A 25,700-nucleotide genomic window follows, 5' to 3' on the forward strand; every position below is an offset into this window, starting at 1 on the left:
GTTTGCTAGACTCTCTTGTTTGATAAATAGATTAGCACTTGAAATTTTTGGAGTCAATTATCTAGAGGAGAACAGCTTGTTAACCTTTTAAACCTGTCATGACGATACCTTCTACAAAATATTTCTGCCCAAGGAAAAAGACCAGCATCGCCGGCAGAAACACGACGGTTGTCGCCGCCATCATTAAATGCCACTGCGCGTTATACATGCCTTTAAAGGTTTGCAGCCCCAGCGCAAGAGTATAAAGCTTCTCGTCGCTCAAATAAATGAGGGGACCCATAAAGTCGTTCCAGCCGTTCAGGAAAGAAAACAATCCGACTACGACAAGCGCCGGCACTAGAAGCGGCAGCATAATCCGGCTGTATATCCGGAAGTAACCCGCGCCGTCCACCAATGCGGCTTCATCCAGCTCTTTCGGAATGGTCATAAAAAACTGCCTGAGCAGGAATACGTTAAACGCTCCGCCGCCGAACCATGCCGGCAACGTCAACGGGATAAACGTGTTGGTCGCCCCAAGCTTCGCCCATCCGACATATTGAGGGATTAACGTCACCGCTCCAGGAAGCATCATGCTTGTCAGGATGACCATAAATACGAGGTTTCTCCCCGGCCACCGCAGTCTGGCGAACGAATAAGCGCAGATCGAGCTCGACAGCACAACCCCGGAGACTTCCAGCACAACGATAATAAACGTGTTCAGAAAATACCGGTTGAACGGCAGAATCGTAAGCGCCTCCCGATAGTTGCTGATCAGCCAGTCATGGGGGATCCAGATCGGCGGGATGACAAAGATATCCGACTGGTCCATAAACGAGCTTCGCAGCAGCCAGTAGAAAGGAAACAGACAAAGACAAGTTCCGGCAGCGAGCAGCAAATAGATGATGGTCTTGGATAATAACCGGCCTCTAATCATCGTTTCCCCTCGCTTTCGCTGTACACCCATAACGCGGAAGTCTTGAATACCGTCAAGGTCAACGCCAGAATAACCAAGAACATGATCCAGGCAATTGCCGATGCACTTCCCATGCTGGAGAACTCGAACGCTTCCCGGTACAGGTAATAGGAGTAGAACATCGTCGCGTTGTTCGGTCCGCCCTGCGTCATAATGTAAGCCTGCCCAAACACTTGAAAGCTTCCGATGAAGCCCATAATTAAATTAAAAAAGATCGTTGGCGTCATAAGAGGTATCGTAATGGAGAACAGCTTATGCAGCGGACCGCCGCCGTCTACCTCTAACGATTCATACAAATGCTTCGGAATGCCTTGAAGCCCGGCCAGGAAAATAACCATTGTTCCCCCGATCGTCCATAGGCTCATCAAAACCAGGGACGGTACGGCCAGATTCTCCGAATAAATCCACTGCAGTCCTGGAATCCCGAATACTTTGAGCAGCTGGTTAAGCAGACCAAGATCCGGATCGAATAGCCACAGCCAGATCATCGACGAAGCTACTGCAGGAACTATCGTTGGCATGTAAAAGATGGTACGGAAGAAAGCCTTCCCTTTGATCGGATGATTAAGCAGCAGCGCCACCATAAACGCCAGCAAAATCTGCAAAGGCACGCTCAGGATGACATAATAGGCCGTAACGCCAAGCGACTTGTAGAATAACGGGTCCGTACCGTCGAACAAGTCTGCATAGTTGGAGAAGCCGATCAACTTCAAGGGAGTGATGACGTTGTATTCCGACAAGCTGAATATAAAGCTGGCAATCATAGGCCCCAGGACGAAGATCAGAAAGCCGGCAATAACCGGTGACGCAAACAAAATGCCGGCCCGGGCCTCTTTATTCCAAAGCTTCCTCCCGGTCATCGCTCCGTATAAACCCCTTTCAGCTCTTTCTCCACTTGAGGTTTGATCTTGGTTAATGCTTCCTGCGCCGTTGTTTTGCCGAGCCAGACCTGCTCGAGAGCCGGGTCGATAATGCTGTTGATTTTGGACAAATTCTTCACGTAATAGGAAGTATTCGGGAAGCCGTTGTCAAAAGCATTTCTCATCACCGCATCCTGGTATCCTTCCGGGTGAGCCGGATTGCCGGCTGCCCATTTCGCCACCAGATCCGCATTTTCGTACCATTTTTTCAGAACCGGCATCCATAGTCCGCTTGTTTGCAGCTCCAGCGTGTTCTCCGGATTCATCATCCATTTGTACAGCATCCAAGCTTCTTCCGGATGTTTGGTATCCTTGAAAATAACAATCGGCTCGCCCAAAGTCATCGTCGCTTTGTTCTTCATAACGGGAGCAACGCCAATTCCGAAATTCAGCTTTTTCGCCGCGCCAAGATCAACCAGACTCCACTGGCCGTCAAGCGTCATAGCCACCTTGCGTGAGGACAATGCATTGGCGCCGGATGGGATGTTCTTCGACTGGGTTGGAGATGGAGCGACATGGTATTTATTAATCAGATCGGCCCATTGCTGAATCGCTTCGGCCGCTTCCGGATCAGCCAGCTTGAACTGTGTCCCGTCCTCGTTCACGAACTGCCCTCCGTTTGACACAACTCCGTTCATGTAGGCCCAGAGAGGCATCGTTACCCCGAATTGCTTGATCGACTTTGGATCAAAATCCGGATCAAGCGCATTTCGCCCTTTTTGGTCCAGCGTCAGCTTTTGCGCCGTCTCCACAAATTGCTCCCAAGTATACGCCTCGTCAGCCTTGGTTGGAGGGAGCGGCAGACCCGCATCCGTAAACGCCTCCTTGTTGTAGAACAAAGCGAAGGCTTCAAGCGCGCCGTTTACGCCTGCCAGCTTCCCTTCATCCCAGTAATACATCGTGTTTGGCAAAATATCGTTTACGCTGACATCCGGATCATTCGCAAGGAAATCCATGATGTTATAGATTCGGCCTTGCGACGCCCATTCCAGCGCAACATCGCCATTCAGAAGTCCAATGTCCGGCATCTGATTCGAAGAGGCCATCGTTGTCAGCTTGGTTGTATAGGAGTCCGGGATATGAAGCGTATTCACCTTGATCCACGGATATTTCTCCGTAAACGATTTAATCGCCGCTTCCTGTACCTTCTTCTCGTTCGGACTTCCCCAGAACGTATACTTGAGCGTCACCGGATCATGCTTAACCGGCTCTTCCCCGCCGGCGCTGCTTGCCGGAGTATTTGCTGAAGTTGCTGCGGAATTGCCGGAGGTTGCTTTTGCTTCCGAATTACCGTTCGTACCGCTATTGCCATTATTCCCGTTGCTGCTGCCGCATCCGGCCATCAAGACCGAAAGCGCTAACAAAGTTACAGATGTCATACCTGCCGTTTTTCTCATAGACTTACCTCCCTCAAATTGGTTAAAGATCCCCACTCTTTTTCTTTCAACCAATGTTGCAAGTCATGATGAAGTTTTTGCGTTTTGAGCTCTCTTTCACCCCCATTTACGTTAACATTATCGTTAATGTTGCTTACAGCGTCATTATAAAAGGATTGTTAAGGAATGGTCAATTGTAGAAAACGGACATTCAATAGCAATTATTCAACAGAGATTCGTCGTAATTTTGGAGTAATATTCCAGGATAACCAACATAAAAAAGCCGGCTCCAACTCTGAGTTGGAACCGGCAAATGACATTGCTCGACAATTATTTAATTGCTTTAATTACATTTTCGAGTCTGTTCAGGCCTTCTGTCAAAATCACTCGCGAACAGCCGATATTAATGCGGATAAACCCGTCTCCGGCTTTTCCGTAAGTCGAACCTTCGTTAATCCGAAGGCCTGCTTCGTCAAATAATCTGCGGCTCAGCTCGTCCGACCCAATCCCGAGACTTCGGCAGTCTACCCACATTAAGTACGTCGAGTGCGGCGTGATTACTTTTAGCCTTGGCAATTTTTCTTGAATATATGAAAGGAAATAATCACGGTTGGCTTTCAAATAAACCAGCAGTTGATCCAGCCACTCTTCTCCCTTATTGTACGCAGCGATTAATGCTTCCACCCCAAATGTGTTTGGTTCATGAACGCCTCTCATAAGCAGATCCTTCTTGAATTTCTCCTTGTATTCCTTATTGGCGGTAATGATGTTCGCCATCTTTAATCCGGCAATATTAAAGGTTTTGCTCGGAGAGGTACAGGTGATCGAGTTAAACGCGTCTATCGAAGCAAACGGAACATAAGGCTGTCCTTCAAACACCAGATCCCTGTGAATTTCATCGGCTACAACAAGAACCCCATGCTTTTGGCAAATGGCGCTTAACCGCTCAAGCTCGTCCTTCCGCCACACTCTTCCTACCGGGTTATGGGGATTGCACAAAATAAACAGCTTTACGGCTTCATCCGAAGCCTTCGTCTCGAAATCCTCAAAGTCGATCTCATAGGAATCGCCAGTATTGATCAGTTCATTCTCGATGATCTCGCGGTGGTTATTGGAAATAGTCGTATAAAAACTGTTATATACCGGAGCTTGAATAAGCACCTTATCTCCCTGGCTCGTAAATGCTTGAATAATAGCGGCCAACGCAGGAATAACGCCGGGACTGAAGGCAATCCATTCTTTTTCAATCCGGCAGTGATATCTCTTCTGCCACCAATTGATCTCCGCTTCATAATAAGCATCCGGTAAATGGGCATAACCGAATACCCCGTGCTGCAGCTTGCTCTCCAATGCCCGAAGGATGGGATCCGCTGCCTTGAAATCCATATCTGCAACCCACATGGGTACAATATCTTCTTTGTTCTTCGCTGAATCCCACTTGAAGCTGTTCGTATTTTTCCGGTTTACTACTTCATCAAAATCATACTTCATCTTGCACGCCACCTTTTCTGTTCGCAAACTTCTGCCTAACATATAATAGCACAACTCCCGCCAGCAATGCCCATAAGGGAGCCGATATGCCAAACAAATTAAGATGCGAAGCGGCCAGGATAAAGGTAACGATGGACGGAATGATGGATGAACGCAGCTGCACGGCCGATTTTACCGACTTCATAAATAGGCCCAGCAACGGTATACCGGTCATCAAAGCAATAAACGGCGCAGGCAAAATCTGAATCCAACCGATCAATTTCGATGCGAACAACCCGAATAAAATGGCTAAGACGTTTGAAGTTATTGCTGCGCCGATACGTTTTGAAGCATTACCCGTTTCGGGACTGCTGCACAGGGCGGTCATCATCCCTCCTACGTTCGCCGCATGTCCGCCAAACAGTCCGGCAGCTACGGAAGCCAAGCCGGAAGCGCTTATGATACGGTTGACCGGCGGATCATACTCATGGCTTTTTAAGGCGGTAAGTGCGACAGCCAGATCATTGCTCATCACGATAAACGACAAGGGGATTGCAATGGAAAAAATAGCGGCTGCCGAAAATTCGGGAATGATCAGCGCGGGAAGCTCAAACGGTAAACCTTGAACAGCCGCCCATGGAAGGCGCTGTTGAAGGAGTAAACCAACAAACCCCATGATCATTGCCCATAAGGCCGGCGACAGAAACCGTGTAAAACGCGGAATGATCCAATATCCGGCCGCGGCCAAGATACCGCATAGCGGAAGCTGAACCGAAGACGGAATCATCCCCCAGACATAGGATAACAGCAGCCCGGCCAATAAGGCATCGATTATGGGCTTGGGAATCAAGGGCAAAGCCCGGCCAAAAATCCCCGTACTTCCAGCCGCAATCATGATTACTCCCGACAGAAAAAATCCCCCGGCTAATTCCGGCAGCGTATAATGGGCGGCAACGGACCCGATATAAGCAATCCCCGTAATGGAATGCGCTCCCGCAAAAGGCATTTTATATTTTAGAGTGAGTATCGTATTTAACACGCCGCCAGCGACATAAACGGCAAAAAACCACGATAAAAGCTCATGATCGGACATTCCGGCCCGATCCGCCGCTTGGACAAGCAGGATTGCGCCTCCGGTACATGCAAGCATGGCGGACATCATTCCCGTAGTGATAAACCTCAAGGTAAATCCCTCCTTCAGCCCATCTTAGAACCAAAGGAAAAAACGGTAACCAGCCAATTCGGAGAAATTTCTGCCATCCACCCATAAAAAAAGAGCCCGCTCGCGCAGGCTCTTTCCTTGTTTAAGTCCACTTTTTCTGATAAGCGGCAATTTCCTTATATTCTGGCGTAAGCAGCCTGGATACCCGGACGTAGATTCGGCTCAGCTCCCTATAACGCTCAACGTTGGCTTGTTCAGGCAAATGCTTGTGGGAAGTTCCCATCATGCCCGACACGACATGGAGAGAATCCACTTCGCCGATGCTGTACAAGCCTAGGATCGCGGCGCCAAGACATGAGCTTTCGAAGCTTTCCGGCACATGGACCTCTTGTTCGAAAATATCGGACATCATCTGACGCCACAGCTCCGAGCGGGCAAAGCCGCCGGTTGCCTGGATTTTCGTCGGATGGCCAATCAGCTCCTCCAATGCCATATACACCGTGAAGAGGTTAAAAATCACGCCTTCCAGCACCGCGCGGATCATATGTTCCTTCTTATGCTGCAGGCCTAGTCCAAAGAAAGAGCCTCTGGCATTGGCATCCCACAGCGGAGCTCTTTCGCCCGCGAGATAAGGATGGAACAACAGACCATCCGCTCCCGCCGGCACGCGCGCGGCAATTTCCGTCAGAATATCGTACGGATCCTTGCCAAGCCGTTTAGCCGTTTCGGTCTCCGCGGCACAAAGCTGATCTCTAAGCCAGCGGAATATCATACCGCCGTTGTTAACCGGACCTCCAATTACCCACATATCCTCGGCTAACGCGTAGCAGAAGATCCGCCCCTTCGGGTCGGTTACCGGCCGGTCCGTTACGGCCCGGATTGCTCCGCTTGTCCCGATCGTGACGGCAACGGTTCCCGGCTCAATGGCATTCACGCCAAGGTTGGACAATACGCCGTCGCTTGCTCCCACAATAAAAGGAGTTGAAGCCGGCAGCCCCATCTCGGCCGCCCATTCGGCCTTCATTCCTTCCAGCGCATAGGTCGTAGGCACAGGCTCGGACAACCGCTCTGGCGTTACGCCAGCCACCTGCAAGGCTTCGGCATCCCAGCCCAGCTGGGTTAGATTAAACAGCCCCGTCGCCGATGCAATCGAATAGTCGATCACGTACCGGTTGAACAGCTGATGGAACACGTATTCCTTGATGGAGATAAACTTATGCGTGCGGGCGAACAGATCCTGCTGCGTGTTCTTTAGCCATACCAGCTTGGACAACGGTGCCATCGGATGCAGCGGCGTACCCGTACGCAAATAAATCTGATGGCCGTTCATCTCGTTCTTGATCCGCTCCGTCCACATCGCGCTGCGGTTGTCCGCCCAAGTGATGCAGCGCGTCAGCGGACGGCCTTCGCTATCAACCGCGATCACGCTATGCATCGCCGAGCTGAACGATACGCATAATACGCCTTCCTCGCCAATGCCGCCTAGGGCAACAACCTGCTTGATCGTGCCAACTACCGCGCGGAAAATCTCGTCCGGATCCTGCTCCGCTACATCGGGCTTCGGCGAGTACAGCGGGTATTCGATCGTATGAGTCGCGATGACTTGTCCAGACTTGTCAAACAATACGGATTTCGTGCTTGTTGTCCCGATATCCGTTCCAATTACGTAAGAGGAAGCCATTGCCGCTCACTCTCCTTTCTCTCTATCCAATCCATGCCTTCTATCTTTAAACGACGGCGTTCAGCCCCATAATGAGCACTAGCGCAACTACGGAAATAATCGTTTCCAGCGCTGTCCAGGTCAAGAGCGTTTCCTTCACCGTCATGCCGAAATATTCTTTGATCAGCCAGAAGCCGGAGTCGTTCACATGGGACAAAATAAGCGAGCCTGCGCCCGTTGCGAGTACAAGCAGCTCCACGTTGGTTCCGGGCATTGCTGCCGCGATTGGAGCCACGATACCTGCAGCCGTCATCATCGAGACGGTTGCGGAACCGGTTGCGATCCGGATCATCGCCGCAATTCCCCAGCCAAGCAGAATAGGCGATACATGCGAAGAAGTAGCAAGATCAGCGATGTAGTCGCCGATTCCGGAATCCAGCAGCACGCGGTTAAACGCGCCGCCCGCGCCAATAACAAGCAGAATCGTTGCCGTAGGAGCGAGACAGTCATTCGTAAATTTCAATACTTTTTCACGGCTGATACCGCGGGCAAAGCCTAAGCTGAAGAACGAGTATACCGTCGCAATCAGAAGCGCTACAACCGGATCGCCTACAAATTTCGCGGCAAGGAACAGAGTATCATCCTTCGCAAGGGAGCCGCTTTCCACGAATACGTCCGCGAATGTGGCAATCAGCATCAGGAATACCGGAATCAGAATCGTGATGAGCGTATTGGCAAAGCCGGGCAGTTCGCGGTTCTCATCGGTTTCCGCAAGCTGATCTCCCATTTCCTTCGGTACTTCCTTATGAATCCGTTTGCCGATCCAGCTGCCGTACAGAGGTCCCGCAACGATTGCGGTCGGTAGACCAACGATAATCGAATACAAAATCGTCTTGCCGATATCGGCATTAAAGATGCCCACTGCAGCCATGGCAGCCGGATGCGGCGGTACTAGACCGTGTACGACGGATAAGCCCGCTACCAGCGGTACGCCGATTTTGACAAGCGAAAGACCCGTTTGTTTCGCAATGGTGAAAATAAGCGGTACAAGCAAGACGAAACCAACCTGGAAAAATACAGGAATGCCGACGATAAACGCAACAAACATCATCGCCCAATGGACTCTCTTCTCTCCGAACACGCCGATCAAGGTCCGTGCGATCCGCTCGGCGCCTCCGGATTCAGCCATCATTTTTCCGAGCATCGTGCCGAGCGCCAATACAATCGCCAGGAAGCCTAGCGTATTCCCCATACCGGTCTTTATGGAGTCGATAATGCCGGTCTGGTCTCCGGTAGCCACGATAGGCATTCCCGCGGCAAGCCCTGTCCCGATCGCCGTAATAATAAGCGCGACAAACGGGTTCAGCTTGGCAATCGTAATGAGCAATAGCAGCACAACGATTGCTGCAAGTACAATAAATAGCAACATGGTGTAGTTCCTCCTAGAATGGATTATTGCGGCTGACCGTCGCGGTATTCCTGCGGCGTCATGCCGAATGTTTTCTTAAAGGCGCTGATGAAGGAATGCGGCCGTTGATAGCCCAGCCGGGCGGCAATGACATAGACCTTCTCATCGCTGCGCCGCAGCATGGACTGGGCTTCTTCCATCTTCGCGCGCTGAATGTAATCACTTAAGTTCTCGCCTGTTTCCAGCTTGTATACCTTGGATACATAGACGGGATGCAGCTTGACGTAATCGGCCACCGTTTGAAGCGAAATATCGCCGGTTACGTTGTCATCTATAAAGCTTCTTATTCGCTCGATCAAGGAATGGCGATTGTCCTTTGTTTCCTTAGCCATATCCTCCTGCAACGCTTTTAGCGTACGGAAGGCCCATTCCCGGAGATGCTGCACGGTACGGAACGGCATACCCGTCGTCATCCGGTTGTAATCGGTACCAAGTGTTTCGTTTAGAAGACGTCCGTTCTTATGGGCGATATAAGCATAGGCCGATGCCATCGTAAAATAAATTTCGAGCAAATGTTCTTCGGACACGGATACCCCGCTCTCCACTCCCGCGAAGATACGCTTATACCTCTCATCCACTGCTTCCCATCTTGCGGCTTCCAGCAAATGAATCAATGCCGGCGGCTCGTATAGATAGTCCAGCGACCGAATGGCATCCGGCTTGCTTTCCTTCTCGTCCAGACGCATGAACTGCTCCGGCTCCTGCCCGATCCGGTTGCGGAAAGCCGTAATCGACCGGTTATAGAAGCCGGGAACATCTTCGGGAAAAGCGCCCGCGCCGCTTACCATGACGGATACCTTTCCTTTCAGGTAGACGCCTACGGCGGATTGCAGCACCGTTGCCGTACGCTCAAGCCATCCCGGATCTTCCCCTTCCGCTTCCTCCTTAGGGGTCAGCAGAAAGATCAGATAATCATGGGCATCCTTCGCATGCCACAGCGAGTAACGACCGCCGAACAGCTCCTCGGCCATATTGGCGACCGCGTATTCCTTCCAGGACAGATCCTCTTCGGCAAACTCCCCGAACCGGTCATCCAGCCGAATAGCCATCAGCGAAAATCGCTGCCAATCCCGATCGCCAAGCTCTAACCGCGACATTTTTTCCCGAAGCGTCTGTCTGCTCCACACCTTTCCCTGAAGCAGCTCCTGCAGCAGGTTTGCCCTTAAGAGTGGCAGATGCTCCTTCAGCGTATACGTCATCCGCTGGGCGGAGATAACCTCCTCCCACTCCTGTTTCAGCTTGAGAAGCACGCGGTCCACCGTTGACAGAAGATCCGCGGTCTTAACCGGCTTGAGCAAATAGTCCTCGGTCTGGAACTGCATAGCCTGCTTCGCATAATTGAATTCGGAGTAGCCCGACAGGAGGATGCTTTTGGTCTTCGGCCATTGCCGCTTGATCTCGGAAATAAGCTCAAGCCCCGACATCCCCGGCATGCGGATATCCGTAATAACAATATCGATGGAGAATTGATGAAGCTGCTCCAGCGCTTCCTGGCCGGAATACGCTTTGTACACCTGATCGATTCCAACGGATCCCCAATCGACCGTTGTCGCCAGACGGTCCACGACATGCGCTTCGTCATCCACAATCAAGAGCTGGGCCATTCCGCTTCTCCCTCCAACCGATTTTGATCCCATTGCTTGGCATTTGCTTCGCTCTTCAGCCACGCTATGGTAACGACAAGACCTTCTCCCTCCGCTGCATGCCGGAAACGAAGCCCCGAACCTTTTCCGAACCGGCCTTGCAGCCGCTGGTGCACGTTCCAGGTACCGCATCCGATCTCGTCGCCCATTTCCTTCTCGCCTAGCAGCGCTTCCAGCCGAAGCCGTTCCTCGCCGGTCATTCCCGCTCCGTTATCGGCAATTTCAAGAAGGTTATAATCCCCCTCTTGCCTCCCGGTAATGACGATACGCCCTCCGCCAATCCGGCTTTCAATCCCGTGCACGATCGCATTTTCGACAATCGGCTGCAGGGTCAGACGGGGAAGCGGCTCCTCTAATAAGGCATCCGGAACATCGATTTCGAAGGCCAGCCTTCCCATCCTTAGCGTATGGATGTTCAGGTAATGCCGGACAAATTCCAGCTCCTCTCCCACCGTTGACAGCTGATTGTCCACCCTGGTCGTATACCGGTAAAACTCGGCCAGATTTTCGGACATGGAAATAACCGAATCCCGGTCCTCCATCATCGCCGAGTTGATAATAAAGAACAGCGAATTATACAAGAAATGAGGATGGATCTGCGACTGCAGCTGCTTAAGCGTCGCTTCCCGGGATCTTAGCTTTTCGCTGTAAATATCTTCGATCAACCGCTGAATCTGGCCAGCCATTTCGTTGTAATGCCGGATCAAGTCATCAAATTCATTATTAGCCTTATAGCCGATCCGCCAAGACAAATCGCCGCCCTTCATCCGTTTGACACCGGCTATCATCTTGGATAGCGGTATCTGAACATTGCGGTAGAGCAGAACGGAAGCCAGCAGTCCAACCAGGATCAGAAAAGCGATTGAGCCGTAGAACCAGTTCCTGGCTTGAACGATAGGGGCTACAATCCGCTCGACCGGTACGTAATCAACCAAATACCAGCCTAACTGGCGCGACTTCGCATAACTGACCAGATACGTTTGTCCATCCATCTTCAGGATCCGTTGACCGCTTTGTCCGAGGTTCCCGTGGCTAAGCTCTTGAATGACCTTGGCGGAAGACGCTTCCTCATACGTACTGTTACGGACAGACTGCTCATTAAAGCGGAGCAAAAACGGATCACCTCGGTTCTCCTTCTTGTACGCATCAAGCATGTCGCTAATATTCTGGATGGGAAAACGGACCTGAATTACGGCTTCCGCATCCCTAACCTTTACGGCAGCAGCAGGAACTCCGGTCTCCCGGACAAACGTATCGACCGGATAACCGCGCGAGCTGTCCCGCTCGTAAGTCCAATCCTTCTTGATTATTCTCTCTGGCGATTGGACTTCGCTGCCGTTTAAGTAAATGTTCGAGGAGAGAACGAGATTTTTCTCCGGAAAAGCAAAGGTTAAATCGTTGGACCATGAACTGGATACGCTTTGCAGTCCAAGCTTTTCCGTTACTCTGGCCTGCTCCTTCAGGAAGCCGCTTTCCGGCTCGCCCGAGGCCGGGGACAGAAAATCGCGAATATGAGGATCATCGCTTAAGATGACCGGGAACATCGACAAATTTTCCATCGTTCCGTCCATTTGATCCATAAAGAAGACGAGCTTGCTCAAGCTGGAAGAACGCATTTGCTCTTCCACAACGCCGGTCGCAATTCGGTTGGAATAACCGTACAGCAGCACAACGGGTACTAGCAGCAGGACAATGGTGAAAGCAATCTTGTTGAAAATCGTCAGTCGGCGCGGCATCTCGGTTACTCCGCTTCCTCATCAAGGAGGGCCTGCAGAGCGGCATTGGCCTGATCGGCCGATTGCCGGATGTCCGTCTCTCCCGTGATGACCATTTGTACGATTTTCCCTACCTGCTCCCGCGCTGCCGCTACGTCAACGGTCTGAGGCCGGTCGTGATCGATGCCTCCGTTAACCGTTTGCCGGAATACGGCTGCCAGTTGTTCCGGGAAGCCAATCGTGCCCCTCGGATCCTTCCATACCGACGATCTTGGTCCGGGATTGCCCGCCTGCTGGGTAAGCAGCATGACGGACTTTCCGCTTGCCCATTTGATAAATGCCCATGCCGCCTCTTTATTCGGCGATTTCGGGTTAATGGCAAGACCCCATGACGTAATGTTATACGGCAAGGAACCTTTTGGCCCCGAAGGAAACGGCGCAAAGCCGACATTTCCCCGAACCTTCGACTCTTCCGTATCAAGCGCGCGGTAGATCGAATTGGCATCGGTGTATAGGGCGGCCTTCCCTTGCGCAAAAAAAGCACTCGCCTGTGGCCAGGACATGTTGATCGCATTAGGCGGCCCGTAATCCCGAAGAAGACCGCCATAGGTCTCGAAGGCTTTGATCGCTTCCGGAGAATTAATGGCTGCTTTGCCGTTCTTGATAAAATCGCCGCCTTCGGAATAAAGAAACGACGAGACCTGCGTCACTAGCGGACTCCGCTGTCCTCTGACTACAAAGCCGTAGACGCCTTGCTCCGGATGATTCAGCTTGGCTGCCGCTTCTTCAAGCTCATCGATGGTTGAGGGAACCTCAATCCCCGCTTCCTTCAACAGATCTTTCCGGTAATACAGTATTTGTTGCTCCGTCACGATCGGAATGCCGGCTAGGTGGCCGTCTACCGTAGAAGAACGGATGGATTGCGGCGAGAAATCGCCCAAATCGTATTCCGCATCCTGCCCGGCATAAGCATCAAGCGGTTCAAGCCAGCCGCTCTGGAAGAACAGCTTACCTTCCTGCAGCGGCCGGTACATGAACACATCCGGGGTCTCCGATCGTGCCGTGAATTGTACCGTCAGCTTCTGTGTCAGCTGATCTTCGAAATAGCCCTGGATCCGCACATTAATGCCGGTTTCCCTCTCGAACTCTGGAATTAACGGCTTAATGACGTCAACCCAGGGATGGGATCCGGTCACGAACGTAATCGTTCGACCTTGTAATCCCTCTCCGGGCTTTGCTTCGCTCACTGCTGCGCCCGGCTGTTTGGCCGGATTGTTACTGCATCCGGCTAATGCTGCAACGACCAATAATCCAGCCCATCCGGTCTGTAAGAGCTGCAGCTTTTTCATGCCTTACTCTACTCTCCTTCAAGCGGAATCGGCCTTGCCTCAAAAAGCAACGTCGATTTGCGTCGAAAAATTTTATTAAGCATCCTTAACATTACTGGATCGCCGGTTTAGGCGATATAACGAATACTAAACATTGATAACGAATCCTAAAGATCGGCGTTACCTATTATTGCCTGTACGTTCGTTTATCACTCCAATCGGGCAAATAGAAAGAGGCCGCAGCAGGCGCGGCCTCTTTCGTAAGCTTATTTATACGTAAAAACTTCTAAAAACAATATCCTGATCGTAATTGCCAAAGCCCTTTCCGTACAGGGTTAGACCTCCCCGTCCGCGCCCCGTATCTTCCGCCGCAATGCGGAATGTCCAGTTGATGGCGCCCGTTCCGATATCTTTAAGACCTATGTCCGATATTTTCAAACCGTCGATATAAGAGCCGCTCTCCTTGACCCGGAGCACCTTCAAGAGGCCGTATTGATTGACGTCGCTGGACCACCAATCCGGGGTAAGCCTTCCTCTTGTTTTCCCGAAATCTCCCGGGCTTGTCCATATGCCAAGCGATTTGCCGTTGAGACTGAAATGGATATCCGACGGCCAATTCTCATTGACGCGAGGAGCCTCGGAGCCGATTTCGAAGGAAATCTCGATCTCGTGCAGCCGTTGATCCTTATAGAGATAATTAGGAATTTTATATTCCACCCAGCCTCTTGCAAGCCACAGGATTCCCGCGTTTACCCTCTCCGGGTCCATGAAGCAGGCCGGATTATCATACTGCCCGATCATTTTCTCCGTGGTTGCAACCCCGCAGGTTGGCCATGCCTCGTAGTCGGTGTAGTGGCCGATGGGCACGGACAGCCCATGAAAGCTTAAGGACGAGGAAACATTGGGAGACAGCTTGATCTGAAGAAACTCAGACTTGATATAACAATACTTATAAGTTCCTCCGTCAATCCGCTTCATCTTGCTGCCGACAATTCCCGCTTGTTCCAGCTTGCGGATATGTCCGCTGATGACCGCGCTGCTAAGAAACATCTCGGAGGCGAGCTCCTTCACATGGCGCTCCCTCTCGAACAATTTATCAATAATTTTCAGACGCACCTCGCTTGCCAGCGCTTCATAGACGATTAAGGACTCCGCATTGGTTGATAGCATCATTTCACCCCAGTAGGATTTTGTTTTTCTGAAATCCTAAAACTTATTGTTGTCTGCCAATACCTATTATGTTACGAATATTATAGGATTTCAACCATACGGATTTTGTTTTTCCCTAATTCTAAAGGAGGCTTTTCCATGACTATTCGTTCCAGCATGCTAATTGACAAGAACTTTACCGTCTCCCCTGTTGATCCCCGTGTATACGGTTCCTTTATCGAACACTTGGGCCGCGCCGTTTATGGCGGCATATACGATCCGGGACATCCGACGGCAGACGAGAACGGCTTCCGCCAAGATGCCATTGAAGTCATCAAAGCTCTGCAGGTACCTATTATCCGCTATCCTGGCGGCAACTTTGTATCGGGTTACAATTGGGAGGATGGCGTAGGTCCAAAGAGCGAGCGGAAACGTCTGCTTGAATTGGCCTGGTGGACGACGGAAACCAACGAGGTAGGCACCAACGAATTCGCGGATTGGGCCAAGCTGGTTGGCTCCGATGTCATGATGGCGGTAAATCTGGGTACGCGGGGAATGGATGCGGCAAGAAATCTTGTTGAATACTGCAATCATCCTGGCGGTACTTACTGGAGCGATCTGCGGATCTCCCACGGCTACAAGGAGCCTCATCGCTTCAAAACCTGGTGCCTGGGCAACGAAATGGACGGTCCGTGGCAGATTGGCGCCAAGACAGCCGTCGAATATGGACGGCTTGCCAATGAAACCGCAAAGGTGATGAAATGGGTTGACCCGTCGATCGAGCTTGTTGCCTGCGGCAGCTCCAGCAGCGGCATGAGCACTTTCGCAGACTGGGAAGCTACGGTTCTTGATCTTTCTTATGATCAGGTAGACTACCTGTCTCTCCATACCTATTACAATAACAACAATAACGATACGGCTAATTTTCTGGCCAAATCGCTCGATATGGACCAATTTATCGACAGCGTAGCCGCGATTTGCGACTATGTAAAAGCGAAGAAACGCAGCAAAAAGACGATCATGCTCTCCCTCGACGAATGGAATGTATGGAACACCATTGGCACAAGCCGCGCCGACGAGCGTTGGCAGATTGCGCCTCCGGAATTCGAGGATGTGTATACGCACGAGGATGCTCTTGCGGTTGGCTGCTTCCTGATTACGCTGCTTAAGCATGCGGACCGTGTCAAAATGGCTTGTATCGCCCAATTAATTAACGTTATCGCTCCGATTATGACCGAGACGAACGGCGCGATCTGGCTGCAAACGACCTATTATCCGTTCCTGCATGCCTCGAACTTCGGACGGGGTACGGTACTGCAAGCCAATATCTCTTCGCCGAAATACGATTCCAAGGACTTCACCGACGTTCCGTATCTCGAAGCGATCAGCGTCTTTGACGAGGAGCAAGGTCTGGTTACGGTGTTTGCGGTTAACCGCCATATTGAAGAGCAAATGGAGCTGAGCCTGGACCTCCGCAGCTTTGGCGAGGTAAGCGTAATCGAGCATATTGTACTGGAAAGCGAGGATTTGAAAGCAACTAACACCAAATCCAATCCGCGCAATGTCGTTCCGCATGCCTGCGGCCGCACTACGGCGGATAACGGCAGCGTTCAAGCGATCTTGAACAAAGCCTCCTGGAACGTGATCCGCCTGCAAACCAAAAAAAGGATAACCGCATACTTCCCTAAATAAATACTTTAGTTAAGCCCCAAACAAACTAGGGGCTATCCCACCGTCAATTTAATGACTTATGGGACAGCCCCTTTATAATAGGATTTAGGATTTATAACCTAAATAAAACATAATAAGCCCAATCGCAATCCCCCAAATTGCCCCTCCGAATACTTCGATCGGACGGTGGCCGAGCAGTTCCTTCAGCTCATCATCATGCTTGAACTCCGAAATGGAGTGAGGATGCAAGAACTTGATTGACTTGGCAATCCTGTTAATGGATGAAGCATGCATGCCCGCATGACGCCGCACTCCTGCAGCGTCGTACATCGTGATCGCGCTAACGACGGCAGCGACAGCGAACATAGACGATGACCACCCTTCGTTCAGTCCGACAACAGTTGCCAGTGATACAACTGCTGCTGAGTGTGAGCTCGGCATCCCACCCGTTCCAAAAGCCTTCGATATATTCCATTTACCGTCCGAAATAAATCCGAGGGGAATTTTCAACCCTTGTGCTGTAATGATAGCTACTAGTGCAGCAATTAAAGCGATGTTGTGAAAGATGTTCAATGCCTTCTAGCTCCTCATGTTGAAGAATTAATAAATATTTAAGAAAGAGCTGATACAGTAGTAAGAAACAATCAAGCAAAGGAGTAATGATTCGATGTTATCCTTTCACATTCCAACTATATCCGTGAGTGCGAGATGAGCCGGTTACGAATTATGCGATGGATCATCCCCGCTTCGATCACCCTTATCGTATTGTTACTTTTCCCGGCTAATTCCTATAATGATCCGGATACGTTCTGGCATATCGAAAACGGCCTCTATATGATCGAACACAAATCCGTGCTCCATCATGCCATCCATACGTTTTACGGGAATAACCTGCCTTATATCCCTCATGAGTATGGATTTGAATTCATTGAGGCTGCTCTTTACCGGACATTTGGTTGGCCGGGTACATATCTGCTCACGGCAGTCAGCTTCGGATTACTAATGACCGGCCTCTACCGATTAATGAAGGTTTCCAGGCAGGAAATAGGCTTTCAGAATATCCCGTTTATTTGTACGTTGCTATTAGTACCCGTCGGCTTATGGATTTATTATTGTTATTTTACAAGCCGGCCTCAAATCATTTCTGCCTTCCTCATTGTCTGGTATTTCATTTGGATGAGACAATTCAAGATGACAGATCAGCTCCGATACGTTATCGCGATGATGTTCGGCTCCTGTGCCATTGCAAATATCCATGCCGGCGTATGGCCCGTTATTGCAGTATTTTCCGGTATGCAGATTGCTGAGACATTATGGGAGAAATCGTTGCGATGGCGGCACATGTTGCTCTACGGAGCGGTTGCCTTAGCGGGTATGTTGAATCCCGGGGGCTACCGCAGTATAACTTACGTGCTCGTTGTAACGCAGCATCATTACAATCGTTTAATTAATGAATGGAAGCCTATTGACTTCTTGGATTGGGAGAACATTCCTATTGTGCTGATTCTCATCTTTTTTGCATATATCCTCCCTTTCTCCCTGCACAAAAAAGTATTCCGGATCCTACTGATGCTGGGCATCATCTATCTGGGCGTGACCAATATCAAACAAAATTTATTTCTATGGCTGTTTGTCCCTTATTTTGCCACAACGGAGACTCCTTATGCTTATGGACTTCGTTCACTTTCCAAGTTGCGCCTTCCGTTTCGGCCGGCAACTGCCGCTTTAGGTCTCGCCGCCGGTCTTGCCATTAACGCGGTGCTCGTATTCGCAAATCCACCTCAGGTTAATGCGAAGCAATATCCGGTGGACGAAATGAATTATATTCTTGCACATACCGATTCAGGAGCGCGTCCGAAAGTCATCTCTACTTACGGAACATCCGGCTATGCCATGTACCGCGGTGCTGACGTATTATGTGACGGCCGGCAGGATCCATTTATTACAGAAGCATCCAAAGGCGTCTTTGGCTGGAATGCTTTCGAACGTTCGATGTACGGCTTCTCGGACAAGCTTCCTCAGATCGTGAAGGCTGATCAGCCGGATTATCTTATTACTCCGAACACCTCATCTTCCCGGCTTCAGGAACAATGGGAAACTGCCTTCGGCAAGCCTATCTATTCAGGACGTTACGGCAAAGTATTCGATACCCGTTCTAGCCTTTAAATCGATACCCGGCTCCCCAGATCATCTCGATAAACACGGGATTTCTGGGGATCTTTCTCCTCCAAATAATCTCTCTGCAGCTCTGCAATGGCTCGATCATCCTCGACTATTCATATTCGATTGTTATTCAAATTCCGCGCCTCCTTACCTTAGAAGTGGTATCGTTATGATGATACGGGTACCTGCGCCTTCCGTGCTTTCAGCCCGGATCGTTCCATGATGCTCCAGTATGATTCGCTCTGCGATGGCAAGACCTAGACCACTGCCCTTAATTTCGGCGTTCCTCGAAAGATCAGCCCGGTAGAAGCGTTCGAATACAAAGGGAAGCGCCTCTTTCGGAATACCCTTACCATTATCCTCCACCATCAAAAGCAGGCTGTCATTCCCGGTATACGCGATTAGACGAATTTCTTTATCGGTTTTATCCATAAATTTCAGACTGTTTTGAATAATGTTCGACAGAACGCGCCGGAATGAATCCCGGTCTACGTTCATTACAGCCATGTCCGCTAACTGAAAATCCGAATAGAGTAAGACCCCCGCTTTATCCAGATCAAAAGCCAAATCCTCAGCCCAATCATTCAAAAATGCGGAAATGTTGACCGTCTCAAATGAAAAAGCCATCCGATCCATATCAAGCTTGGAATATAAAAACAATTCATCAATTAACCGATCCATTTCGGCAGCCTTTACCGAGATCGTCCGTAAATATTTATCCGTTTTCTCCAGCGAAACAGCTACTCCTTCCAATAAGCCATCCACGTATCCCCGAATGGAAGTGATCGGAGTTTTCAAATCATGTGAAATATTTGCAATCAGCTCTTTGCGATTGGTTTCATATTGTGCCTGTACCTCTATCGAATGGATTAGCCGAGTCCTCAAATCCTCGAAAGCCTTGCCGAGTTGGCCGATCTCGTCCTTGCCCTTCACATTCACCGGACGATTAAGATTGCCTTGGGTAAATAATACAGCTGATCGGCGCAGTGACATAATCGGTTTTATGATATGTCTGGACATATACAAGGTTAAGAGTACGTTTGTAACAATAAGCACAAAAAGTGCTGAGATAAGCAAGTAAGGCGCATATTTTTTGGAATAATAAACGATCGGATCCACCTTCGTAATCAAATATAGACGGAAGTGGCTTCCTTTGTTCTGGAGATCATAGCGAACATAGTGATAAAACTCATTGTTACCGTATGGCTTCGCCGGTGATACAAAACGTGCTTCAGCGTGAGACGATTTCGGTAAAGCGGCTAAAAGGCCCGTTTTCAAGCGAATCCCTTCAGACAAATAAACCTTGCGGCTGCCCTCCAGAATATAGAGGTACGTATCTATGGAAGACAGCTGATCCGATAAGTCATGCAAATAGTTTGAATCCGTTAGCAATTCGGGGTTCTGTTCTATGGAATGCTTGATCAATCGATGGTAATCCTTTTCTTCAAATCCCTCGATTTTCGTCTCATATATGAGCTTAATTTTGTGAAGATCTCCTTGAAAGACAACGACCAACAGCCCGGATGTCAGCAGGATCGTTAATAACGGCACCACCAGCATTACCAGATACGACAATAACAGCTTCAATCGGATGGACATGAAGAATGCTCCTTGGATTGAATAAACAACTTGGACGGCATAAGCAAATAGGAAAATCCAATTACGCTAAACAATAAAGCGCTAACGTGAAAAGGTGTGGCTAAATTCCCGTTCGCATAAACCCAGCTCCCGATCAAAGGACCTACAACGACACCTAAGCCTTCAATCGTTGAAAGCACTCCCCATCCCGTACCGGGAGCATCATTCGGAATATGTCTGGACATTAAAGCATTCCAGGCAGGAAGCAGCATCGCGTAAGATAAACCCATAACTGCAACGAGTATTACGGTCAAGGAAAGTGTATCCACGCCGGTCAGAGCAACTAACGTTACGGCGAATAAGCCAAAACCTCCAACGAGAAACCACCGGCTGCCGGAGGAGTCGTACCATTTGCCCATCGGGACAAGCAGTAACACGACACAAGCACCTCCCAAAATCATGACAAGCGACAGCTCCGAATGAGATAACCCGAGCCGCTCTAAAGCAAATAAGCTCAGAAATGGAACGACGATGCCTGCACCTGTAGTCTGCAATACGATTGCCGGCAGCAGGTATGGATTATTTTTCATGTAGGATGCGACATTTCTCAATTGCGAAATAACCGACAGAGGAGTAGTCACCTTGCCGTTATTAACCATGACCCTGCATCCAAACGTGCCCGCTGTCCAACCCATCGCCAATGCCAGAACCAGCAACATATCGCCATATATCCCTCCCGCATCCAGCACGAAATTAAAGAGGACAGGCCCCAGACCAAGACCTGCCATCCAGTAGGCATACAATTTCCCCACTTGTTCCGCCCTATTTGGTCCGTTCACCTGTTTCATGCAAATAAGCCACACCGGAGATAACCCTAAGCCCATTAAAGCCGACGATGTTATGATCAGCCCTTCTGATGTTTTGGTCATTAAAGCTATAGTGAGGCCGACTAAAGCTAGGATTAATCCTCCATGCATAACAATCCGAGTTCCATACCGATCCATTAAATATCCGATAAATGTTTTGCTCAAGCTGTCTGTTAAATAATGTACGGAAACCGCCAGACCAACGATGGATCCAGGCAGTTGAAGCTTCTCGTCCACCAGGTTAGGTAAGAAAGCGATGAGATACGCTCCCCTCACCCATTCAGCAAACAGTAACAGGAAAGCTAGAGAATACCGGAATTGCGATCGGGGCAGCCGTACTTTAAAGCTAAACATGAACGTGCACGGCCTTTCTTTCTTGAGGCACAATGCCCGGTCGTCTTTGCCCCTTCATATCGGTTAATTTTACTGCTTCCGCAGCGATGCGCAGCGCTGAATTTTCACAGTATACGGCATTTATCGCAGCCTTCATTGCCTTTGCTCCGGCTGGACTTAACGCATGACGCAATTGCTCGGCCAATTGTTCAGGCTTATAAGAGATACCAATTGCCCCAACGGATGACAAATGGACAGCATTTCCTTTTTCTTGCCCTGGCAGCGGCTTATAGACAATGGTCGGAAGAGTCATTGCGAGAGCCTCGGTTAACGTAATTCCTCCTGCTTTAGAAAGCAGGCAGTCAGAAATGGCCATTAACTCATGAATCTCATTCGTGTAGCCGATAATCGATACTCTGTTGTTATCTAAGAAAACAGATGCGAGCTTCATTTGCAGCTTTTCGTTTTTGCCGCATACGATGATCGCATCACTGTCCGTTTCTTGAAGAATGGTATCGATCATCTCCTTTACGGAGCGCTGAACCCCATATGCACCTGCCATAACAAGCACCCGCGAGCGGCCTGCATCGAATCCCCAACGTTCGCAGAGCCATGCACGGCTTGAAGACGGCTTGAACGTAGAGCGGATCGGTATACCCGTAACGGTAATCTTATGATCAGGAACACCTGCTTTGTTTAACGACATCTTAAGCTGTTCACTAGCCACACAATATTGGCTTGTATTCTCATGAAGCCATCGACTGTGCAGAACATAATCGGTAATTACCGTTACAGTTGGAATGTCATGTCCAAGCTCATACCGCAGCTCATCCGCAGCAAGATAAGGAAAAGTATGGATGATTAATGCCGGACGCTCGATCTCCCATTCTTTTTTCATTTTTTTCATCCCATAGAAATGATTCATCCTGCTTAAAACACGGCTTGGCCGGTTGATGTTGGTAACATCGTAAAAAAGGCCATACGCTCTAGGCGTATAAATCGTACTATTCAAATACAGCATTCGCACAGCCGAGTTTAATCGAGGATGCGTTGCATCGAATAAATCGATTAATGTAACGTTGTGGTATCCAAGCCATAATAACGACTCCTCCAGCGCATGCGCAGCCTTGACGTGGCCGTCTCCGAATGAAGAATAGACGATGACAATTTTCGAATCCGACTTCATATCCTCAGCTCCTAATCTCTGATCTTGAAGTCAGTCTAGCCTGCAAACCTTTATTCCCGGTGAAAGACTTATTAACAGTTTCTTAATTCAAATGCCCACAATATTAAGGAATAGGATCTTGTGAAAAAGAAAAAAAGAACTATTCCAAAGGTCATTGACCAATAGAATAGTTCCGTGTACTGCCGTTATTCTGCTGTTAGGTTCATCTCAAAATCCTCGTCGCGGTTGCATACGAGAATCCCGTCCCGCACATCGAGCCGTGCTGCTTGAACGGATGACCGGCGCTGCTCGTAGCCTTCTTTCGCGCCCTCCTGCATCCCGTTGCGTCCCGGGTGGGTGAAATAGAAGACATACGCTTCGTCTCCGGAGACGACCACATCCGCATGATGGCCGATCCATTCGTCATCCTTACGGACGCCCGGGGTTTCGAGAATCATCCCGTTCCGTTCCCAATTATCCAAATCATCGGAACGGTAAACGCCCTGCCCTCTCCATTCGTCGATTATCATCCAATAGCTGCCCTTGAAGCGGAATACATTAGGTCCTTCATGCCCGCGATGCGTGAGAACGGGTCTGGCGCTATGCCAATGGTACAAATCCTCGCTATCCGCCGCGTAAGTGGCCGATCCATGCTCTTCATCTTTGTACCACATCCGGAAGCCGCCTCCCGGAAGCTCATGGACGCAGACGTCAATCACGCGATTCGAGCTTAAGGAAAGCGGTCCTTCCAATTGCCAGTCGATAAGGTTTTTGCTTGTATAATGAATAATCCGGCGGTCTCCCGTCCATGCAATCTGTATGCCTTGGATATAGCTGACGTACATATGATAGACGCCGTCATGCCAATAGATTTCCGGCGCCCAGAACGTATTGCGCCCCCACTCGAAATCAAGCCCTTGAAGCGTCCCCCGGTAAACCCAGCTCCGTCCGCCATCCGCGGACGTCGCGACTCCAAGATCAGAGCCATGCACCCAGGCCACTCCGGGACCTTCCGCGGTTGCCCGTCTGCTCGTATAAACCATCCACCATTCTTTTGTTTCCCGGTTATAGATGACGGTAGGATCCGTTGCCCCGTCATAGATCGGATCTCTGAATAAAGGTGCTTTCATAGCCGCTTTTCCTCTCCGTTCCCAGTTGGAATTAACCTTTTACCGAACCTAGCAATACGCCCGAAATAAAGAACCGCTGCGCAAACGGGTACATGACAATCATCGGAATCGACGCGATTACCATAGAGGCTAATTCGATCGTACGCGAAGTAATTTCGCCTTGTCCTTGCGCCAGAGACAGCAGTTCGGATACCGCGGGATTGGACAGCGAGGCCGAGCTTGACAGCTGTTCTACCGCCGAGCTTGTCTGAAGCAGCTTCAGAATTAAATACTGCAGGGTCTGTAGGTCATTGGATTGCGTAAAGTAAAGCGTTGTTCCGTAATCGTTCCAAATTCCGACCGCCGTAAAGATCGATAACGCCGCCAATACCGGCTTGGACAGCGGCAGAACAAGGCGCAGGAAGATCGAGAATTCGCTTGCCCCGTCCAGCTTGGCGGATTCAAACAAGGCATCCGGAATCGCTTTGTAGTTCGCATTCAAGATAATAACGTTCCAGAAGCCGCCAAACAAAGAAGGAATAATGTATACCCAATAATTATCATAGAGATGGAGCCAGTTAATCAATAAAAAAGATGGAATAAGCCCGCCGCTGAAATACATGCTCGTAAATCCAAGCGCCATATACCATTTTCTCCACTTTAAGTAGGGACGCGAGAAGGCGTATGCGAACATCGCCGTATAAAAAATCGAGATGATCGTTACGAACGCGGTACGGGATATCGTAATCCACGCTGCGCTGAGCAGACCCGGATCGGCCAGAACCGCGCGCCAGCTCGCCCAAGTAAAAATGCGAGGCCATAAAAACACCGGTCCGCGCTGCAGATCGATCCCACTGTTCAGGGAACTAATGATGGCGTACCAAAAAGGATATACGGTCACAATCATGATCACGACCATGATCACTGTATTCGTAACGGAAAATGTACGGTCTCCTAGAGACTTTCCTCCAACCATACCGGGATGCCTCCTTAGAACAGACCTGATTTTGTAATTTTTTTCGAAGCATAATTAGCTCCCACAAGCAGGACAAGCGCAAGCACGGACTTCATTAATCCGATAGCCGTTGCGACATCGAACTGAAAATTCAGCAAGCCCGTCTGATAGACGTACGTATCGATTACTTGGCTGGCTGGCATATTCAAGGAGTTCTGCAAGACATAAATTTGCGTAAAGTTATTGTTCAGCATGCCGCTTACGGCGAAAATGATCATGATCATTAAGGTTGGCATGATTCCTGGCAGCGTAATATGAAACATCCGTTTGAACCGTCCCGCTCCGTCTATTGCCGCTGCTTCGTATAACGATTGGTCGACGCCGGACATTGCAGCCAAATACAGAATCGCTCCCCAGCCGAGGTCCTTAAGCAGATTGGTCACGATGGCCAGACCCCAGAAATAGCTGGGATCGGACAGAAATTGGAGCGGCTCGTTCACCAGATGCAGATGGACCAGCAGATAGTTGATAATCCCTTCCTGCGGATTCAGAAGCGTAATATACAAGCCGCCATAAATAACCCAGGACAAGAAATGCGGCAGGTAGGTAATGGTCTGAATAGCCGATTTGAACTTCGTACCGACGATTTCGTTAAGCAGCAAAGCGAAAATAATCGTAACGGGTATACCAACAAGCGACCCGATCAGATTGATGCCGAGCGTATTTTTGACCATGGGCCAAAATTGAAAGTTATCAAAGATCAGCTTGAAGTTATCGAAATGATTCCATGGGCTTGTGAAAATCCCCTTAACTCCGCTGATCGGGTCATAATGCTTGAAGGCCATCAGCAGACCAAACAGCGGCAAAAAGCTGAATACGATAATGGAGATCACGCCTGGCCCAATCATAACCGCCAGCTCGGTCTGCGTTCGCAAGTCGGATTGCAGCGCATAGCCCTTTTGTTTCTTCCTTTTTTTATCCGACGGATTCATCAGCTGACTCCCTCCTGCTCAAGGG

Annotated in this window: 20 protein-coding genes; 2 read left to right on the forward strand and 18 right to left on the reverse strand. The window is 49.8% G+C overall.

Annotated elements, in window-relative coordinates; all coding sequences use genetic code 11:
• Positions 1-79: 79 nt before the first annotated feature.
• The 11 genes from WFJ73_RS07555 to WFJ73_RS07605 all read right to left on the reverse strand — a co-directional run bounded on the left by WFJ73_RS07555 (position 80) and on the right by WFJ73_RS07605 (position 14,867).
• Complete coding sequence (locus WFJ73_RS07555) at positions 80-913, reverse strand: carbohydrate ABC transporter permease (protein ID WP_336772460.1); 834 nt, start codon at positions 911-913, stop codon at positions 80-82.
• Complete coding sequence (locus WFJ73_RS07560) at positions 910-1,812, reverse strand: carbohydrate ABC transporter permease (protein ID WP_336772461.1); 903 nt, start codon at positions 1,810-1,812, stop codon at positions 910-912. Before WFJ73_RS07560 ends, WFJ73_RS07555 begins: the two co-directional genes overlap by 4 nt.
• Positions 1,809-3,269 carry an ABC transporter substrate-binding protein gene (locus WFJ73_RS07565; RefSeq protein ID WP_336772462.1) on the reverse strand — a complete coding sequence of 487 codons (1,461 nt, stop codon included), beginning with the start codon at positions 3,267-3,269 and terminating at the stop codon, positions 1,809-1,811. Before WFJ73_RS07565 ends, WFJ73_RS07560 begins: the two co-directional genes overlap by 4 nt.
• A gap of 309 nt (positions 3,270-3,578) precedes the next feature.
• Positions 3,579-4,739 (reverse strand): MalY/PatB family protein, encoded by a 1,161-nt coding sequence (locus WFJ73_RS07570; protein WP_336772463.1) that lies wholly within the window; start codon positions 4,737-4,739, stop codon positions 3,579-3,581.
• Complete coding sequence (locus WFJ73_RS07575; protein WP_336772464.1) at positions 4,729-5,901, reverse strand: benzoate/H(+) symporter BenE family transporter; 1,173 nt, start codon at positions 5,899-5,901, stop codon at positions 4,729-4,731. Before WFJ73_RS07575 ends, WFJ73_RS07570 begins: the two co-directional genes overlap by 11 nt.
• Before the next feature lie 121 nt (positions 5,902-6,022).
• Positions 6,023-7,561 (reverse strand): gluconokinase, encoded by a 1,539-nt coding sequence (gene gntK, locus WFJ73_RS07580; RefSeq protein WP_336772465.1) that lies wholly within the window; start codon positions 7,559-7,561, stop codon positions 6,023-6,025.
• Between the two features lie 46 nt (positions 7,562-7,607).
• The gene (locus WFJ73_RS07585; protein ID WP_336772466.1) at positions 7,608-8,969 is read right to left on the reverse strand and encodes a GntP family permease; all 1,362 of its coding nucleotides are present in this window, start codon (positions 8,967-8,969) and stop codon (positions 7,608-7,610) included.
• A gap of 23 nt (positions 8,970-8,992) precedes the next feature.
• Complete coding sequence (locus WFJ73_RS07590) at positions 8,993-10,612, reverse strand: response regulator (RefSeq protein ID WP_336772467.1); 1,620 nt, start codon at positions 10,610-10,612, stop codon at positions 8,993-8,995.
• Complete coding sequence (locus WFJ73_RS07595; protein ID WP_336772468.1) at positions 10,597-12,387, reverse strand: sensor histidine kinase; 1,791 nt, start codon at positions 12,385-12,387, stop codon at positions 10,597-10,599. Before WFJ73_RS07595 ends, WFJ73_RS07590 begins: the two co-directional genes overlap by 16 nt.
• 5 nt (positions 12,388-12,392) lie before the next feature.
• On the reverse strand, positions 12,393-13,715 hold the full coding sequence (locus WFJ73_RS07600) for an ABC transporter substrate-binding protein (protein ID WP_336772469.1): 1,323 nt from the start codon (positions 13,713-13,715) through the stop codon (positions 12,393-12,395).
• A gap of 249 nt (positions 13,716-13,964) precedes the next feature.
• On the reverse strand, positions 13,965-14,867 hold the full coding sequence (locus WFJ73_RS07605) for an ArsR/SmtB family transcription factor (protein ID WP_336772470.1): 903 nt from the start codon (positions 14,865-14,867) through the stop codon (positions 13,965-13,967).
• A gap of 135 nt (positions 14,868-15,002) precedes the next feature.
• Between WFJ73_RS07605 and arfA the strand changes: the two genes are divergently transcribed.
• On the forward strand, positions 15,003-16,535 hold the full coding sequence (gene arfA / locus WFJ73_RS07610; RefSeq protein ID WP_336772471.1) for an arabinosylfuranosidase ArfA: 1,533 nt from the start codon (positions 15,003-15,005) through the stop codon (positions 16,533-16,535).
• 84 nt (positions 16,536-16,619) lie between these two features.
• On the opposite strand, the gene WFJ73_RS07615 is transcribed toward arfA, so the two are convergent.
• Complete coding sequence (locus tag WFJ73_RS07615) at positions 16,620-17,087, reverse strand: divergent PAP2 family protein (protein WP_336772472.1); 468 nt, start codon at positions 17,085-17,087, stop codon at positions 16,620-16,622.
• Between the two features lie 153 nt (positions 17,088-17,240).
• Here WFJ73_RS07615 and WFJ73_RS07620 point away from each other — a divergent pair, with 153 nt between their 5' ends.
• A complete protein-coding gene (locus WFJ73_RS07620) occupies positions 17,241-18,680 on the forward strand; it encodes a hypothetical protein (protein WP_336772473.1) in 1,440 nt (479 codons plus the stop codon).
• Between the two features lie 144 nt (positions 18,681-18,824).
• Here WFJ73_RS07620 and WFJ73_RS07625 read toward each other — a convergent pair whose 3' ends face one another.
• The 6 genes from WFJ73_RS07625 to WFJ73_RS07650 all read right to left on the reverse strand — a co-directional run bounded on the left by WFJ73_RS07625 (position 18,825) and on the right by WFJ73_RS07650 (position 25,675).
• Positions 18,825-20,276 (reverse strand): sensor histidine kinase, encoded by a 1,452-nt coding sequence (locus WFJ73_RS07625; protein WP_336772474.1) that lies wholly within the window; start codon positions 20,274-20,276, stop codon positions 18,825-18,827.
• On the reverse strand, positions 20,261-21,475 hold the full coding sequence (locus WFJ73_RS07630) for an MFS transporter (protein ID WP_336772475.1): 1,215 nt from the start codon (positions 21,473-21,475) through the stop codon (positions 20,261-20,263). The genes WFJ73_RS07625 and WFJ73_RS07630 overlap by 16 nt, the downstream gene beginning before the upstream one ends.
• Complete coding sequence (locus WFJ73_RS07635) at positions 21,468-22,640, reverse strand: MGDG synthase family glycosyltransferase (RefSeq protein ID WP_336772476.1); 1,173 nt, start codon at positions 22,638-22,640, stop codon at positions 21,468-21,470. Before WFJ73_RS07635 ends, WFJ73_RS07630 begins: the two co-directional genes overlap by 8 nt.
• A gap of 185 nt (positions 22,641-22,825) precedes the next feature.
• Positions 22,826-23,749: a glycosyl hydrolase gene (locus tag WFJ73_RS07640; RefSeq protein WP_336772477.1), complete on the reverse strand. Its 924-nt coding sequence runs from the start codon at positions 23,747-23,749 to the stop codon at positions 22,826-22,828.
• A 31-nt stretch (positions 23,750-23,780) separates the two neighbouring features.
• The gene (locus WFJ73_RS07645) at positions 23,781-24,704 is read right to left on the reverse strand and encodes a carbohydrate ABC transporter permease (RefSeq protein ID WP_248757554.1); all 924 of its coding nucleotides are present in this window, start codon (positions 24,702-24,704) and stop codon (positions 23,781-23,783) included.
• Positions 24,705-24,718: 14 nt separating this feature from the next.
• Positions 24,719-25,675, reverse strand: coding sequence for an ABC transporter permease (locus WFJ73_RS07650; protein WP_336772478.1), 957 nt, complete (start codon positions 25,673-25,675; stop codon positions 24,719-24,721).
• Positions 25,676-25,700: the final 25 nt, after the last annotated feature.

Origin of the sequence: Paenibacillus sp. MMO-58 (assembly GCF_037146255.1) — a bacterium.
Lineage (GTDB): Bacteria > Bacillota > Bacilli > Paenibacillales > Paenibacillaceae > Pristimantibacillus.

Excerpts from the sequence above, each read along its gene's own strand:
- WFJ73_RS07600 (WP_336772469.1), bottom strand. The coding sequence starts at position 13,715 with ATGAAAAAGCTGCAGCTCTTACAGACCGGATGGGCTGGATTATTGGTC.
- WFJ73_RS07565 (WP_336772462.1), bottom strand. The coding sequence starts at position 3,269 with ATGAGAAAAACGGCAGGTATGACATCTGTAACTTTGTTAGCGCTTTCG.
- WFJ73_RS07595 (WP_336772468.1), bottom strand. The coding sequence starts at position 12,387 with ATGCCGCGCCGACTGACGATTTTCAACAAGATTGCTTTCACCATTGTC.
- WFJ73_RS07635 (WP_336772476.1), bottom strand. The coding sequence starts at position 22,640 with ATGAAGTCGGATTCGAAAATTGTCATCGTCTATTCTTCATTCGGAGAC.
- WFJ73_RS07560 (WP_336772461.1), bottom strand. The coding sequence starts at position 1,812 with ATGACCGGGAGGAAGCTTTGGAATAAAGAGGCCCGGGCCGGCATTTTG.
- WFJ73_RS07590 (WP_336772467.1), bottom strand. The coding sequence starts at position 10,612 with ATGGCCCAGCTCTTGATTGTGGATGACGAAGCGCATGTCGTGGACCGT.
- WFJ73_RS07555 (WP_336772460.1), bottom strand. The coding sequence starts at position 913 with ATGATTAGAGGCCGGTTATTATCCAAGACCATCATCTATTTGCTGCTC.
- WFJ73_RS07650 (WP_336772478.1), bottom strand. The coding sequence starts at position 25,675 with ATGAATCCGTCGGATAAAAAAAGGAAGAAACAAAAGGGCTATGCGCTG.
- WFJ73_RS07585 (WP_336772466.1), bottom strand. The coding sequence starts at position 8,969 with ATGTTGCTATTTATTGTACTTGCAGCAATCGTTGTGCTGCTATTGCTC.
- WFJ73_RS07620 (WP_336772473.1), top strand. The coding sequence starts at position 17,241 with ATGCGATGGATCATCCCCGCTTCGATCACCCTTATCGTATTGTTACTT.
- arfA (WP_336772471.1), top strand. The coding sequence starts at position 15,003 with ATGACTATTCGTTCCAGCATGCTAATTGACAAGAACTTTACCGTCTCC.
- WFJ73_RS07570 (WP_336772463.1), bottom strand. The coding sequence starts at position 4,739 with ATGAAGTATGATTTTGATGAAGTAGTAAACCGGAAAAATACGAACAGC.
- WFJ73_RS07605 (WP_336772470.1), bottom strand. The coding sequence starts at position 14,867 with ATGATGCTATCAACCAATGCGGAGTCCTTAATCGTCTATGAAGCGCTG.
- WFJ73_RS07645 (WP_248757554.1), bottom strand. The coding sequence starts at position 24,704 with ATGGTTGGAGGAAAGTCTCTAGGAGACCGTACATTTTCCGTTACGAAT.
- WFJ73_RS07630 (WP_336772475.1), bottom strand. The coding sequence starts at position 21,475 with ATGTTTAGCTTTAAAGTACGGCTGCCCCGATCGCAATTCCGGTATTCT.
- gntK (WP_336772465.1), bottom strand. The coding sequence starts at position 7,561 with ATGGCTTCCTCTTACGTAATTGGAACGGATATCGGGACAACAAGCACG.
- WFJ73_RS07625 (WP_336772474.1), bottom strand. The coding sequence starts at position 20,276 with ATGTCCATCCGATTGAAGCTGTTATTGTCGTATCTGGTAATGCTGGTG.
- WFJ73_RS07640 (WP_336772477.1), bottom strand. The coding sequence starts at position 23,749 with ATGAAAGCACCTTTATTCAGAGATCCGATCTATGACGGGGCAACGGAT.